This window comes from Pseudomonas sp. zjy_15 (assembly GCF_043101865.1).
GTDB classification, from domain to species: domain Bacteria; phylum Pseudomonadota; class Gammaproteobacteria; order Pseudomonadales; family Pseudomonadaceae; genus Aquipseudomonas; species Aquipseudomonas putida_Y.
The window spans coordinates 92571-106595 of record NZ_JBICII010000105.1 but is presented as its reverse complement, the minus strand read 5'-3'; the positions used below and the strand labels follow the sequence as shown (position 1 = coordinate 106595).

The following is a 14025-nucleotide window of genomic DNA, read 5'->3' as shown; positions in this document are numbered from 1 at the left end:
GGCTCACAATGTCCTTTTTCGACACCCTGCAAGTACAAACCGCCCAAGAGCGTCAGGCGCTGTTCGCCGTACCGGTGATCCGCGAGGCCCTGGCCGGCCAGGTCAGCCTGGACAGCTACGTCGCGTTCCTGACCCAGGCCTATTACCATGTGCGCCATACCGTGCCGCTGATGATGGCCTGTGGGGCACGATTGCCGCTACGGCTGGAGTGGCTGCGCGGCGCGGTCTGCGAATACATCGAGGAGGAATACGGCCACGAGCAGTGGATCCTCGACGACATCAAAGCGTGCGGCGGTGACTGGGAGGCCGTGCGCGATGGCCAGCCGGTGCAATCCATCGAGCTGATGGTCGCCTACCTGTACGACCTGATCGCCCGCGGCAACCCGGTCGGGTTGTTCGGCATGGTCAACGTGCTCGAAGGCACCAGCATCGCCCTGGCCACCCAGGCGGCGGGCGTTATCCAGAACACATTGGCCCTGCCTGACCAGGCGTTCAGCTACCTCAGCTCGCACGGTGCGCTCGACCAGGACCACATGGTGACCTACAAACAGTTGATGGACCGCCTCGACGATGCCGGTGACCAGCAGGCCGTCCTCCATGCGGCCAAGGTCGTCTACCGCTTGTACACCGAGATGTTCCAGGGCCTGCCGCGTGCCGGGCAGCAAGAGGTGCATCATGCGTTTGGCTGAGTCCGTGGTGATCCTCACCGGCGCCAGTGGGGGCATAGGCCTGGAACTGGCTGAACAGCTCTGCGCTGCCGGTGCCCAAGTGTTGGCGGTCAGCCGGCATGTGGGCAAGCTGGCTGGCCTGATGAATCGGTACCCCGACCGGCTGCGCTGGCAGGAAGCCGACCTGCGCAGCCAGTCAGGGCGCGAACACGTCATCGAGCGGGCACGCGAGATGGGGGCTGTCAATGTGCTGATCAACGCGGCAGGCGTGAATCGCTTCGCTCTGCTCGACCAGCTGGATGAGCATGCGCTGGACGAGCTATTGGACATCAACCTGAAGGCGCCCTTGCAGCTGACACGGGCCTGCCTGCCGTTGCTGCGTGCTCAGCCCAAGGCGTTGGTGGTGAATGTCGGGTCGACCTATGGGTCGATCGGCTACCCCGGCTACGCCACTTACTGCGCCAGCAAGTTTGCGCTGCGTGGTTTTTCGGAAGCGCTGCGCCGCGAGTTGGCCGATACCACGGTGAACGTGCTGTATGCCGCCCCACGGGCAACCCGTACAACGATGAACAGCAGCGCCGCGACTGCGCTCAATCAAGCGCTTAAAGTTGGCATGGACGACCCTGCGGACGTCGCTCGTGCTGTGCTTCAGGCGGTGCAATCCGAGCGCACCGAACTTTATCTGGGGTGGCCGGAAAAGCTCTTCGTGCGAATCAACGGCATGTTGCCGGGCATGGTCGACCGCGCACTGCGCAAGCAACTGCCCGTCATTCGCCGCTATATCGGTAGCCATTCCAAGGAGTCGAACCAATGAAGCGTCTGTTCATCGCCAGCTTGCTGGCATTTGCACCCTTCACCTGGGCATTGGACCAGGCAGGCAGCCAGCGCCTGAGTGATCTGCAGCAGCGCTGGGCGCAGATTCAGTACCAAATGCCCAAGGATAAGCGTGCCGACGCCTTCGAAAAGCTGGCAGGCGATGCAGCAACATTTGTTCATCAGTATCCCGGCACACCTGAACCCTTGATCTGGGAGGGCATCATCAACAGCAGTTGGGCGGGGGCGACGGGTGGCCTCGGTGCACTGGGCAAGGTCAAGGCGGCGAAAGCCAGCCTGGAGCAGGCCATGAAGCTGGACCCCAACGCCCTGCAGGGTTCGGCCTACACCAGCCTGGGCACGCTGTATGACCAGGTGCCCGGCTGGCCTATCGGTTTCGGCGATGCCGAGATGGCCGACAAGATGCTGCGCAAAGCCTTGCAGATCAACCCCAACGGTATCGACAGCAACTATTTCTGGGCCGATCATCTGTATCGGCAAAAGCGCTACCCTGAAGCTACCGCAGCCCTGCAGAAAGCCTTGCAGGCACCGCCCCGGCCGGGGCGTGAGTTGGCTGACCAGGGCCGGCGTGCCGATATAGATGCTTTACTCAAGGCCATCAAGGACAAACAGGACTGAACATGCGGCTGTTGCTGGTTGAGGATGACATCGCGCTGGGGGAAGGGATCTGCGACGGCTTGCGCCAGGAGGGCTACACCCTCGACTGGTTGCGCGACGGTGTCAGTGGCTTGCATGCGTTGCAGCACGAGACCTTCGACCTGGTGATCCTGGATCTTGGATTGCCCCGTATGGATGGCCTCGAGCTACTCAGGCGGTTACGCGCCGGCGGCGACAGTTTGCCGGTGCTGATTCTCACCGCACGGGATGCCCTCGATGATCGCATTGCCGGCCTGGATGCAGGCGCCGATGATTACCTGGTCAAGCCTTTCGACCTCAACGAGCTCAAGGCACGCTTGCGCGCCTTGCTGCGGCGCAGCGTCGGGCGCGCCAAGGTGCTGATCGAGCATGCCGGGGTCAGCCTGGACCCGACCACCCAGCAAGTGCAATACAACGGCGTCGAGGTTGTGCTCACCCCCAAAGAGTATGTGCTGTTGCATGAGCTGCTGGCACAGCCCGGCAAGGTATTCACGCGTGAGCGCCTGACTCAGTTGCTGTATGGCTGGGATGAAGAGCCGGAGAGCAACACGCTGGAGGTGAACATCTACCACCTGCGCAAGAAGCTGTTCAACGGCCTGATTCGCACGGTGCGCGGCATCGGCTATCTGGTCGAGGTCAAGGCATGACCTCGCTTCGCCAGCGCACGCTGTGGCGCGTGATGCTCTTGCTGCTGCTCGGTACCGGCTTGCTCGCGCTCTATAACTACCACGACAGCAGCCACGAAATTAACGAGGTGTATGACGCGCACCTGGCCCAGAACGCGCGTTTGCTGCAAGGCGTCATGAGCATGCCGGTACAAGAGGGCTCGCGTGATGCGCTTTATCAGGCCTTCAATGACGCCTTGGGCAAAGCAGGGCGCCATCAGGTGGGGCACCCTTACGAAAGCAAACTGGCGTTCCAGGTCTGGGGGGAAGGCATGGCGTTGCTGGTGCATACACCCAGTGCGCCGCCAATCGACCCACCACCTACTGCTCCAGGGTTCTACGACTTTTCCAGTGGCGGTGAACAATGGCGCGGCTTCGTTTTGCCGGTGCCGGAAAAACACTGGCTTATCTGGGTGGGTGAACGTGATGATGTGCGCTACGACCTGATCGACCGCATCGTTCGCCACACGCTGTTCCCGTTCCTGCTTGGCAGCCTGGCGTTGGCACTGCTGGTGTGGGCTGCGATCGGCTGGGGGCTGAGGCCACTGCAGAACATGGCCAATGTCATCCGCAGACGCCATGCCGATTCGCTGGAGCCGCTGCAACTGGTACCGCTTCCCACTGAACTGGAGCCCATGCAGGCCGCCATCAATCGCTTGCTGGCGCAGATCGACGATCTGCTGCGGCGTGAACATCGCTTCATTGCCGATGCTGCCCACGAAATGCGTACGCCTCTGGCCGTACTGCGGCTGCACGCGCAGAACGCGCTGGCCGCCAGCAATGATGCCGAGCGCCAGAAAGCCCTGGGCTTTCTTGTGGGCGGGGTCGATCGGCTGACACGGGTGGTCAACCAGTTGCTGACATTGGCCCGCGTCGAGCCAAGACTGGGGCAGCGAGCCAGCACCCGGGTCGACCTGGCCGAGGTCGTCACCGAAACCCTGGCTGAACTGACCCCATGGATACTGGACCGTGGCCTGGAACCCTCGCTGGACATCGACGAAGGGGACCACCACCTGCAGATCGACGCCGGCGCGCTGGGCATTGCGCTACAGAACCTGGTGTCCAACGCGGTAGAACATTCACCGCCTGGGGGGCGGATAGCCGTGTCACTGAAGCGCCTGGACAGCAGCGTCGAACTGGTCGTCGAGGATGAAGGGACGGGTATCGATGAGGAGAGCCTTTCTCGTGTATTCGAGCGCTTTTATAGCCGCAATAGCCCAAATGGTGCTGGCCTTGGGCTCTCCATCGTCGCGACGATCATCGACCGCATGGGGGGGCAGATACGTCTTGAAAACAGAGCCGCTGGCGGGCTGGCCGCTAGCTTGTCGTTTCCACTGTCCTGAATCACCTTTGCTTCAGATTGATCGCTGATTGACCCGCTCAGATAGCTGCTCGGCGCTTTCCTTGCGCTCCGAATAGCGATCCACCAGGAATGCCTGGCGGTCGCGTAGCAGGACGGTGAACTTCACCAGCTCCTCCATGACATCAACCACGCGATCGTAGTAGGGCGATGGCTTCATCCGCCCGGCATCGTCGAACTCCAGATAAGCCTTGGGCACCGAAGACTGGTTCGGGATGGTGAACATCCGCATCCAGCGGCCCAGCACGCGCAACTGGTTGACCACGTTGAACGACTGCGAGCCGCCGCACACCTGCATCACGGCCAGGGTCTTGCCTTGGGTGGGGCGCAGCGCACCCAGCGCCAAGGGAATCCAGTCAATCTGTGCCTTGAACACCGCCGACATCGCCCCATGGCGCTCCGGCGAGCACCACACCTGGCCTTCTGACCACTGCACCAGGTCACGCAGCTCCTGCACTTTGGGATGCTCCACGGGTACATCGTCAGGCAGCGGCAGGCCCGACGGGTCGAAGGTGCGGGTTTCAGCACCGAAGTGCTCCAGTAGGCGTGCGGCTTCTTCTACCAGCAAGCGACTGAAGGAGCGTTCTCGGGTAGACCCGTATAGCAGCAGGATGCGTGGTTTGTGTTCGCAGGCTCGGGTTGCCGAAGGCGGCAGGTCGAACAGCGTGAGGTCGAGGTTAGGCAGTTGCTCGGACATGTTTTTTCCTGTTCAAAGCGAGCCGATGCGATCCAGCGCGTGCTTGAGCTGCGCGCGGTCGAGTTGATCGAACGGCAGTGCGAAGAAGGCTTGGCAGCGAGATTCGATGCGGGCCAGTGTGGCCCGGAAAGCCGCATCGACCGTAGCTTCGTCACCCACGACATCGGACGGGTCTTCCAGCCCCCAATGTGACTTCAGCGCAGGGCCGAAATACACCGGGCAGGCTTCGCCTGCGGCCTTGTCGCAGACGGTGATGACGATGTCTGGCGGGTTGCCCTCGAACGCATCGTTGCCTTTGCTGCTCAGGCCCTCGGTCGAGATATTGGCCTGCTGCAACGTGCTCAGGCTGCGTGGCAACACCTGGCCCTTGGGGAAGCTGCCAGAGCTGACTGCCTCGAAACCGGGCGGTGCCAGGTGGTTGAACATTGCTTCGGAAAGGATGCTGCGGCAGCTGTTGGCCGTGCACATGAACAGGACTCGCATGGAGGGCTCCTCCGCTGGGGGGCGAACGTCAGAGGCTCAGGCGCAGTGCCAGAGCAGAAAGGGTGATCAGCAAAACCGGTACCGTGAGCAGCAGGCCGACCTTGAAGTAGTAACCCCAGGTGATGCGCATGCCTTTACGCGCCAGCACATGCAGCCAAAGCAGCGTGGCGAGGCTGCCGATCGGGGTGATCTTCGGGCCGAGGTCGCAGCCGATGACGTTGGCGTAGATCATCGCCTCACGTACCAGGCCCTCTGCGCCGCTGGCCTGGATCGACAATGCGCCGATCAGCACGCTGGGCATGTTGTTCATGACTGAGGACAGCAGCGCGGAGATCAACCCGGTGCCAATGGCCGCGCTCCACAGTCCGTGCCCGGCAAGCCAGTCCAGCAGCTGGGTGAGCATGTCGGTAAGGCCGGCGTTCTTCAGGCCGTACACCACCAGATACATGCCCAGAGAAAAGATCACCACCTGCCACGGCGCTTCCCGCAACACGCGACGGGTTGAGATGCGGTGACCGCGAGCGGCCACGGCAAAGAGGATTACGGCACAGACGGCGGCCACCGCACTGATCGGGATACCCAGAGGTTCCAGTGCGAACAGGCCTGCAAGCAACACCAGCAGCACCCACCAACCGACTTTGAAGGTGGCGTGGTCGTGAATTGCCTCGCTCGGCGCCTTCAGCGCATCGAGCGCGTACTGCTTGGGGATATCACGACGGAAGAACAGAAATAGCACCAGCAGGGTAGCCGCCACGCTGGCGATATTCACCGGCACCATCACCGATGCGTATTCGGCGAAGCCCAGGCCGAAGTAGTCGGCCGAAACGATGTTGACCAGGTTGGAGACCACCAGCGGCAGGCTTGCCGTGTCGGCAATGAAGCCTGCTGCCATGACAAAGGCCAGTGTCGCTGCAGGCGAAAAGCGCAGCGCGAGCAGCATCGACATGACGATGGGGGTGAGGATCAGCGCCGCACCGTCGTTGGCGAACAGCGCCGATACAGCGGCACCGAGCAGTACACAGAAGGCGAACAGGCGGTAGCCGCCGCCGTTTGCCCAGCGCGCTACATGCAATGCGGCCCATTCGAAGAAACCCGCCTCATCCAGCAGCAAGCTGATGATGATGACCGCGATGAACGTGGCGGTGGCGTTCCAGACAATGGCCCATACGGCAGGGATGTCATGCAGGGAAACTACACCTGCAGCCAGGGCGATGAGGGCGCCTAGCGCGGCGCTCCAGCCGACCCCGAGCCCCTTGGGCTGCCAGATGACCAATATGAGGGTGAATACGAAGACAGCAATGGCGGGCAGCATGAATATCTCGCTTGGTGATGATCAGCAGCAGGCCGAATCACGAACGGGGCGGCCGTCCATGTTCTTCAGCCGAAGGGCGTTGTCTGCCAGCCATTGCGAATTGGCTTGCAAGGTGACCTGCAGCATCTCGTGAACCCAGGAAGGCAGCTCCGGATTCAAGCGGTAATACACCCACTGGCCCTGACGGCGGTCCAGCAGCATGCCATTGCTGCGCAGTTGTGCCAGATGGCGACTGATCTTGGGCTGGCTGTCGTCCAGCGCGCACATCAGTTCGCAGACGCACAGTTCGCCCAGGCTGGCGATAAGCAGGGTGGCGCGAGCGCGGGTTTCGTCAGAGAGGCTCTTGAAGACATCGGGCGGAGTGATCATGGGGGTGCCTGCACATATGGAAAACCGAATATACGTATTACCATATGTGCAGGCAAGCATTCTTGGGCGTGGGCGCATGCAGCCCAGCATGGCCATGGCCCCTCCGGTCGACAAAAAGCAGGGTTCTGGCAGGCTTCAGGCCCTGATGGCAATGCAGGGTGTATAGTGCCTGCTCGGGTGACTGTCGTTCAGTGGCTCATAACCGAGAGGCCAACATGTCTCAGACGTACCCTAGCGCGGCCCAAAAAGCCCATGTGCGCATCTGCGAGCAGGTCGAGGCCTTCCTTCAGCATGGCGGCCGCATTCAGCAGGTAGCGATCGGTGTCACCGGTTACTCTGAAGGTGTCTCCAGAGCGCAGTGGAAAAAAGGGCGCACTGTAAAGCCTTGAGGATGCCGGCAGCCGCCGTGAAACGTTCCTTTCAGGTGATGGTTCACGGCTTGTGCATTCGCGAGGCGGAGTCCGGGGTGGTCATGAAAGCTGAGCCTTGCCTCGGAACCGGAACGCGATCAGAAACCTTCCAGAACAATCTTGCCGCGTGCTTTCCCGCTCTCGATCAAGACGTGAGCGCGTTTGAGGTGCTCGGCGTTGATGGTGCCGTAGTGCTCACCGAGGGTAGTCTTGAGCACGCCATCATCGACCAGCTGTGAAATGCGATCGAGTAGTTGATGCTGCTTGATCATGTCCTCGGTCTGGTACAGCGAACGCGTGAACATGAGCTCCCAGTGCAGGGAAAGGGATTTGCGCTTGAGCGGCATGACATCCAGTTGTGCCGGGTCGTCGATCAACGCGAGCTTGCCTTGTGGACGTAGCACTTCGACCAGTTGGGGGAGGTAGGTGTCGGTATGGGTCAGGCTGATCACATGATCGACCGGGTTCAACTTGAGCGCTTCCAGTTGATGGGGGATCGGTTTGGTGTGATCGATGACATGATGTGCCCCCAGTTCCTTGACCCAGGCCTGGGTTTCAGGCCTTGAAGCGGTGCCGATAACAACCAGCTGCGTGAGTTTGCTGGCGAGCTGGACCAGGATCGAGCCCACCCCGCCGGCGGCTCCGATCACCAGAAGGCTTTGGCCCTGGCCCCCGTTTTCTTCAACACCCAGGCGGTCGAACAGCAGCTCCCATGCGGTGATGGAGGTGAGGGGCAGGGCTGCGGCACTGGCATTGTCCAGGCTGCGGGGCTTGTGTCCGACGATACGCTCGTCCACCACATGGCGCTCACTGTAGCTGCCAGCACGGTCGATGGCACCGGCGTAGAAAACCTCATCGCCAGGTTGGAACAGCGTGACCTCTGGCCCAACCTCGCGAACAACGCCAACCGCATCCCAGCCGAGAACCTGTGGTTGCTCACCGCCGCGGCTCGCGCGGATTTTCGTGTCGACCGGGTTGACAGCAATGGCCTTTACCTCGACCAGCAGATCCCGGGCTCCCGTCTTGGGTTCGGGCAACTGCGCGTCATACAACGACTGCGGGTCCTGGATCGGCAAACCGGGTTGGGTGTAAACGACAGCCTTCATTGGCGCAACCTCTTGGGTAGGGGAAAAGTGAGCTCAGGCTAGTCGTTTCGATTAAGGCGATAAACTGGCCAAATAGCGCAAGACTTTCTCTCCTTCAGTGAAAATGGTGTGAGGCGCTCGTTACCAAGCTTAAGCGCCTCACGCGCAACCGTCAGCTGGCGCTGTACCGCGGTGCAAGCTGGTTGCTGGACAATTGGCCGAACAAGGCCTGGCGGGCAGCTTCGTATTGGTCGAAGGCTTGCAGATCTTGCATTGACGGCAAGGAGATCAGCACCCCGTTGTCGAAGTCCTGCAGCGCACCGTCCACCAAGTCCTGGGCCGACATCACGATGCCGGGGTCGAGGTTTTCGACCGGTAAGCCGCCGATTTGCCAGAAGTCAGTGGCGGTGGCCCCGGGCAGTACCGCCTGCACCTGCACCCCCTTGCCTGCCAGCTCCTTGTTCAAGGACTGGGTGAACGCAGTGACGTACGCCTTGCTGCCGCCGTAGACGCCGTTGAGCAGTTCTGGCGCCAGGCTGACGATGGACGAGATATTGATGATCGCCCCCCGCTCACGCGCCACAAAGCCAGGTACAGCCGCATAGGTCAGGCGGGTGAGGGCGGTCACGTTCAGGCTGATCATTTCGGCCATGCGCTCGACATCGCTTTCCAGCAGGCTGGTATGGGTGCCGATGCCGGCGTTGTTCACCAGCATGCTGATGCTGGCATCTTCGCGCAGTTTGCGTTCTACCTTGGCAAGGTCATCTGTATTGGCCAGGTCGGCCGGGAACACTTCCACGTTCTGCCGGGTTTCGGTGGTGAGCCGGCCCGCCAATGCGTTGAGGCGTTCCCGGTTGCGGGCCACCAGTACCAAGTCATAACCGCGGCGTGCCAACTGCTCTGCGTAGAGCGAACCGATGCCGGTGGAAGCGCCGGTGACAAGCGCGGTGCCTTTGAATGCCTGTGCCATGGTGATACTCCGTTGCTTTGAGTGGGTGGAGCCATGATGCAGAAGACGGTTATTGTCTTAAAGGACGTATATGGTAGTGTTTCAGGACATTGCTCAGTGGGGTTCAACCATGCACCGGGTCGGCTATTTGTTAACCGAAGGCTTTCAAATCATGTCCCTGGCAACGCAAACCGTGTTCGAGTTTGCCAACCTTGTCGCCGGCAAAGCGGTTTACAGGCTCGAGAACTTTTCTGTCGGTGGCGGCACGGTGCGCTCCTCGTTGGGGATGTCTGTCGAGACGCTACCTTTGGCCGCCCCTGGCCTGGCCGACACCTGGATGGTGACGGGTACGCTGACGCCGTTGACGTCGCCCGGTGAAGAGGTGCTGGACAGCGTGCGGGGCTTCGTCGACGCTGCGCGGCGCACTGCGGGCCTTTGCACCGGCTGTTTCGTACTGGCGCAGGCCGGGGTGCTGGATGGGCGGCGTGCTACAACCCACTGGGCCTACGCGAACAAGTTGCGTGAGTTACATCCGAAGATCGACGTCGAGGAAGACCGGATCTTCATCGTCGATGGGTCGATATGGACGTCCGCCGGGATGACCGCCGCCCTGGACATGGCCCTGGGCATGGTGGAAAAGGATCTGGGCAACGAGATAGCCAGGTCGGTGGCGCACAAGATGGTCATGCATCAACGCCGTTCTGGTGGGCAGTCCCAACATTCCGAACTGTTGTCGCTGTCGCCCAGGACTGACCGTATCCAGAGCGCGCTGGATTACGCGCGCGGCCACCTCAGCCGCCCATTGAGCGTGGAAGAACTGGCCCAGGTGGCGCACCTGAGCCCGCGGCAGTTCACCCGTGTATTCACTGCCGAGACCGGGCAATCACCCGCCAAGGCCATCGAGGGCCTGCGGCTCGAGGCTGCCCGGCTGATGATCGAGCAGAGCCGGCACAGCCTGGAGGTGGTGGCCAAGGAAACCGGGTTCAGGGACCGCCGGCACATGCGCGAGGTGTTCATCCGTGGGTTTGGCGTCCCTCCTCAGGCGGTGCGAAGGGATGCTCGGCAAGTGTGACCTGCGCTTTCGTTGAAGCGCTTTTATTCTTGCGCCATCCCCTCAGGTTCATGACGCACAACACAAGCTGCAGCACAATCAAAGCCCAGGCCTGGGCATGCCACCCCCAGACTGACCACAGTATGTTGCTGGCGATAAAACAGCAGAAGCCCACCATGCGCCGTCCTGGGCGGTGCGACCCGATGCACCAGGCTGCCACCACCGTGACCAGCATGGCCGGCCACTCCAGCAAGTCGATCCAGCTCTCCATCGAAGCGAGTCCCCAACATTAACCCATGGCACCAGGGCGGGTCGATCGTGCCCGACCTGGCCTGGCGCCTTTGATTCACGCGGCCCGTTGCTCACCCTTCAGCAGTTTTTTCTGGGCTTGCATGGCGAGCCCCAGCTCTTCCAGTTGGTCTTTTCCGAGCAGTTTTTTCGCGGTGGGGAAGAGCTCTTCTTCCTCTTCCTCGATGTGGCACCGAGGCCCGCGTCAGCAGGCCCCGGCAGCACTTTCACAGAATAGGTTTGCCCCCTGTCACGGCGTAGCGCGAACCCGAGATGTAGCTGGCTTCATCGGACCCCAGCAAGACATAGATTGGCGCCACCTCCACAGGTTGACCCGGCCGCCCCATCGGGTAACCGGAACCGAAATTTCTCACCGCCTCATCAGGCATGGTGGCCGGTATCAGCGGTGTCCAGATCGGGCCGGGCGCGACGCTATTGACGCGAATGCCCTGCTTGCCCAGCAATTGCGCAAGGCCTGCAGTGAAATTGGCAATGGCCCCTTTGGTGGCCGCATAGGCCAACAAGCTGGGTGACGGGTCGTCAGAGTTGACCGAGCTGGTGTTGATGATCGAACCGCCCTTTGGCATCGAGGGCAAAGCGCGTTGGCAGATGCGGAAAATGGCGGTGATGTTGGTATCGAAGGTCTTTACCCATTCATCGTCGTCAATGTCGTCCAGGCTTTCATGGGCCATCTGGAACGCGGCGTTGTTGACCAGGATATCGATGCGACCAAACTGCGCCACGGTCTTGTCGACGATGTCATGGCAATGCTGTTTCTGTGCCAGGTCGCCGGGCAGCAGCAGGCACTGGCGGCCAGCCGCTTTGACCCAGCGCGCGGTTTCATGCGCATCTTCGTGTTCATTCAGATAGGCAATGGCTACGTCAGCGCCTTCCCGGGCATAGGCAATCGCTACCGCACGGCCGATGCCGCTGTCAGCACCGGTTATCAAGGCGATCTTGCCTTCGAGGCGATTGTTGCCGGTGTAGCTCTGCTCGCCACAGTCCGGATACGGCTCCATCCTGCGCTGGGAACCTGGAACGCTTTGCGGTTGGGAGGCGAATGGAGGGGTAGGGTAGTCGCTCATGCTGGAAGCTCCTGCAGGTTGAAACGCTCATTTCCGTTCGAAAGGCGCGCCAAGGCAGTGTTGAAGTGGATCTTCGTGCTGAGCGACGAGCGGTTGATGCACCCACTTCCAATGAATTTTTACCAACCGCCTGGCTCTACCGCTGACGGGGCTTGCTGGCATGGGTGAGGCCCACGTTATCAAGGAGCCTGCAGTGCCTCGAATCATCACGCCTTCCACGCCGGAGCATGAGATCGACCAGACGAGCGAGAGGATGTTCGGTACGCCCAAAGAGCGACTGGATTTCTATCGACGCGAAATTCAGTATGAGACCACCATCCTGGCCAACCGCACTGACGCTTATCTTGCTGCCCAGTCGTTCCTGGTGATTGCCTATGTGTCATCGATGGGCAACCTGAACCCAGGCTGGGGCGAGATGTTCACCTTGATGGTGCCGGCTTTTCTCGCACTGCTCGGCGTGCTCAGTACACTGAATGCCTGGCCTGGCATCCGCGCGGCCTTCCGGATTATCGAGCACTGGCAGATGAAGCAGAGCCACCTGCTGCGCAGCGAGCCGATGATGGGCCTGGCCTATGACGAGTCGCCGCTGTTCTGCGAGGCCGAAACCTCTCAGGCAGGGCACCGTAAATCGCTGCTGTTTTCCTTGCGCACGCCCTGGATTTTCCTGTGCTTCTGGGTTTTGCTGGGCAGCTATTCGGTTTTCATCCAGCTGGCGTGACCAGCGCGTGCTGGTCGGTGCCATGGGCGGCCAGCACGCGCTGAAGAGCATCAGGCTTAGCCTGCCAATGCCTTGATCAACTGCTCATTGAAAGCGGGGATGTCATCCGGCTGGCGGCTGGTGATGAGGTTGCCATCGACCACCACTGGTTCATCCACCCACGTACCGCCAGCGTTGCGAATGTCATCTTGCAAGGTCTTGTAGCTGGTCATCCGCTTACCGTTGGCCAGCCCGCTCGATATCAGCAGCCACGCGCCGTGACAGATGACCGCCAGCGGCTTGCCGGCCGCATCATGGCTTTTTAGCAGCTTCTGCGCGCCGGGCATCAAGCGAATCGTGTCCGAGTTCTGTACACCGCCAGGCAGCACCAGGGCATCGTAGAGGTCAAGCTGTGCACTGTCGAAAGTCGCATCCACGCTGAACCCGTCGGCGGGTTCGTCATGGTTCCAGCCACGTACCGTGCCTTCTTTCTCGCTCAGGATATCGACCACTGCGCCGCTGTTTTCCAACGCTTCACGCGGGCCGGTCAGTTCCACCTGTTCAAAACCATCGGTGACCAGAAAGGCCACGCGCTTGCCGTTCAGTTGTGCACTCATCATTCTCTCCTCGTGCTGATAGGCCTTTCATAAGGGCCTGCAAACAGCGAGCAAAGTTCCTGCTCGATGCTTGGCGGTATGGGGAGAACCTGCTAACGGTTGCGCATGGTATCCAATGCAGGCGACCAGACCGTATGACCGCAACGTGAACACGCCAGGGTGTCGTGAGGCTCATGGTAGGCCGGAAAACCACAGCTCACACAGCAATGCAACCCGGCGCCAGGCGGTGATCTGTACTCTGGGCGATGCTCGAACGGCAGCACTGAGAGGCCGGGGCGTGTGTCTTGCTGGTCGTAGAAATACAAGCTGAGGTCGCCATCGGTTTCCAGAAGGCCCAGCCGAACCTGGCCCAGATGCTCGACACCTTGTTGGCGTAGTTCCATGAACAGCTCATTCGGTGAAATGTTCAGGTGACGCAGCGAATGGATTTCGTACATGCCATCTTTCACTACCGTGACTGGCAGCCCGTCGATCCAGGCCTCGCAGGTTCTGTTTCGCCTCATGAGGTAGACCGTTCCTCGGTAAAGCATGAACAGTGTGAGGAAAACCACGGCCACCGGAAGCAGCGGTACATCTTCGTAAAAGGTCACATCGCCGGCCGCTGAGCCCAGGGTGAGAATGACCACGAGCTCGAACCGGGACAGCTGTCTGATACCGCGACGGCCACTGAACTTCAGAAAAAAGAACACGGCCAGGAAGGCCGCTGAAACACGCACGGCAACTTCCAGCAGAAAGGTAAAAGGAAAGTCGCCTATCAGCATCCGTTGCAGATCAAACGAAACCATTCGTTCCACCCTTCCTTCTGCCGGTTTCAGATAA

18 protein-coding genes and 1 pseudogene are annotated in these 14025 nt (G+C 60.8%); 8 read left to right on the top strand and 11 right to left on the bottom strand.

The genetic code is table 11. From position 1 onward, the window contains the following. The first annotated feature begins 8 nt into the window (after positions 1-8). Genes ACF8EF_RS20065 through ACF8EF_RS20045 form a run of 5 tightly spaced genes read left to right on the top strand, consistent with a single transcriptional unit; the run spans position 9 to position 4146 of the window. Positions 9-689, top strand: a complete 681-nt coding sequence (locus tag ACF8EF_RS20065) for a TenA family transcriptional regulator (RefSeq protein ID WP_392462426.1) — start codon at positions 9-11, stop codon at positions 687-689. Next, on the top strand, positions 676-1482 hold the full coding sequence (locus tag ACF8EF_RS20060) for an SDR family oxidoreductase (protein WP_392462424.1): 807 nt from the start codon (positions 676-678) through the stop codon (positions 1480-1482). Before ACF8EF_RS20065 ends, ACF8EF_RS20060 begins: the two co-directional genes overlap by 14 nt. Next, positions 1479-2120 carry a hypothetical protein gene (locus tag ACF8EF_RS20055; protein ID WP_176684072.1) on the top strand — a complete coding sequence of 214 codons (642 nt, stop codon included), beginning with the start codon at positions 1479-1481 and terminating at the stop codon, positions 2118-2120. The genes ACF8EF_RS20060 and ACF8EF_RS20055 overlap by 4 nt, the downstream gene beginning before the upstream one ends. 2 nt (positions 2121-2122) lie before the next feature. Further along, the gene (locus ACF8EF_RS20050) at positions 2123-2785 is read left to right on the top strand and encodes a response regulator (protein WP_010953629.1); all 663 of its coding nucleotides are present in this window, start codon (positions 2123-2125) and stop codon (positions 2783-2785) included. Continuing rightward, positions 2782-4146, top strand: a complete 1365-nt coding sequence (locus tag ACF8EF_RS20045) for a HAMP domain-containing sensor histidine kinase (protein ID WP_176684071.1) — start codon at positions 2782-2784, stop codon at positions 4144-4146. The genes ACF8EF_RS20050 and ACF8EF_RS20045 overlap by 4 nt, the downstream gene beginning before the upstream one ends. A 12-nt stretch (positions 4147-4158) precedes the next feature. On the opposite strand, the gene arsH is transcribed toward ACF8EF_RS20045, so the two are convergent. Genes arsH through ACF8EF_RS20025 form a run of 4 tightly spaced genes read right to left on the bottom strand, consistent with a single transcriptional unit; the run spans position 4159 to position 7024 of the window. Next, positions 4159-4860, bottom strand: a complete 702-nt coding sequence (arsH, locus tag ACF8EF_RS20040) for an arsenical resistance protein ArsH (protein ID WP_176684070.1) — start codon at positions 4858-4860, stop codon at positions 4159-4161. A gap of 12 nt (positions 4861-4872) precedes the next feature. Further along, a complete protein-coding gene (locus ACF8EF_RS20035; RefSeq protein ID WP_176684069.1) occupies positions 4873-5343 on the bottom strand; it encodes an arsenate reductase ArsC in 471 nt (156 codons plus the stop codon). 28 nt (positions 5344-5371) lie between these two features. Then, a complete protein-coding gene (locus tag ACF8EF_RS20030) occupies positions 5372-6655 on the bottom strand; it encodes an arsenic transporter (RefSeq protein WP_392462422.1) in 1284 nt (427 codons plus the stop codon). A gap of 21 nt (positions 6656-6676) precedes the next feature. Continuing rightward, positions 6677-7024 (bottom strand): metalloregulator ArsR/SmtB family transcription factor, encoded by a 348-nt coding sequence (locus ACF8EF_RS20025; RefSeq protein WP_021782273.1) that lies wholly within the window; start codon positions 7022-7024, stop codon positions 6677-6679. Positions 7025-7239: 215 nt separating this feature from the next. On the opposite strand from ACF8EF_RS20025, the gene ACF8EF_RS20020 reads away from it, so the two are divergent. After that, on the top strand, positions 7240-7413 hold the full coding sequence (locus ACF8EF_RS20020; protein ID WP_392462420.1) for a hypothetical protein: 174 nt from the start codon (positions 7240-7242) through the stop codon (positions 7411-7413). Between the two features lie 119 nt (positions 7414-7532). Here the strand turns inward: ACF8EF_RS20020 and ACF8EF_RS20015 are convergent, their stop codons facing one another. Together ACF8EF_RS20015 and ACF8EF_RS20010 are read right to left on the bottom strand one after the other, a co-directional pair. Then, positions 7533-8540, bottom strand: a complete 1008-nt coding sequence (locus tag ACF8EF_RS20015; protein WP_392462419.1) for a zinc-binding alcohol dehydrogenase family protein — start codon at positions 8538-8540, stop codon at positions 7533-7535. Between the two features lie 151 nt (positions 8541-8691). Then, entirely contained in the window at positions 8692-9489 is a 798-nt protein-coding gene (locus ACF8EF_RS20010) for an SDR family oxidoreductase (protein ID WP_176684065.1), read from the bottom strand. Between the two features lie 109 nt (positions 9490-9598). Between ACF8EF_RS20010 and ACF8EF_RS20005 the strand changes: the two genes are divergently transcribed. Further along, positions 9599-10540, top strand: a complete 942-nt coding sequence (locus ACF8EF_RS20005) for a GlxA family transcriptional regulator (protein ID WP_176684159.1) — start codon at positions 9599-9601, stop codon at positions 10538-10540. On the opposite strand, the gene ACF8EF_RS20000 is transcribed toward ACF8EF_RS20005, so the two are convergent. The 3 genes and pseudogenes from ACF8EF_RS20000 to ACF8EF_RS19990 all read right to left on the bottom strand — a co-directional run bounded on the left by ACF8EF_RS20000 (position 10482) and on the right by ACF8EF_RS19990 (position 11892). Continuing rightward, positions 10482-10739, bottom strand: coding sequence for a hypothetical protein (locus ACF8EF_RS20000; RefSeq protein WP_223271121.1), 258 nt, complete (start codon positions 10737-10739; stop codon positions 10482-10484). The two genes, ACF8EF_RS20005 and ACF8EF_RS20000, sit on opposite strands and share 59 nt — an antisense overlap. A gap of 126 nt (positions 10740-10865) precedes the next feature. After that, positions 10866-10997, bottom strand: a pseudogene (locus ACF8EF_RS19995) (hemerythrin domain-containing protein); the annotation flags it as partial. A 37-nt stretch (positions 10998-11034) separates the two neighbouring features. Next, entirely contained in the window at positions 11035-11892 is an 858-nt protein-coding gene (locus ACF8EF_RS19990; protein ID WP_392462417.1) for a glucose 1-dehydrogenase, read from the bottom strand. A gap of 193 nt (positions 11893-12085) precedes the next feature. Between ACF8EF_RS19990 and ACF8EF_RS19985 the strand changes: the two genes are divergently transcribed. Beyond that, positions 12086-12610 carry a hypothetical protein gene (locus tag ACF8EF_RS19985; protein ID WP_176684064.1) on the top strand — a complete coding sequence of 175 codons (525 nt, stop codon included), beginning with the start codon at positions 12086-12088 and terminating at the stop codon, positions 12608-12610. Between the two features lie 56 nt (positions 12611-12666). Here ACF8EF_RS19985 and ACF8EF_RS19980 read toward each other — a convergent pair whose 3' ends face one another. Next, positions 12667-13206 (bottom strand): type 1 glutamine amidotransferase domain-containing protein, encoded by a 540-nt coding sequence (locus ACF8EF_RS19980; protein ID WP_176684063.1) that lies wholly within the window; start codon positions 13204-13206, stop codon positions 12667-12669. 92 nt (positions 13207-13298) lie between these two features. After that, the gene (locus tag ACF8EF_RS19975) at positions 13299-13991 is read right to left on the bottom strand and encodes a DUF421 domain-containing protein (protein ID WP_176684062.1); all 693 of its coding nucleotides are present in this window, start codon (positions 13989-13991) and stop codon (positions 13299-13301) included. Positions 13992-14025 lie beyond the last annotated feature (34 nt).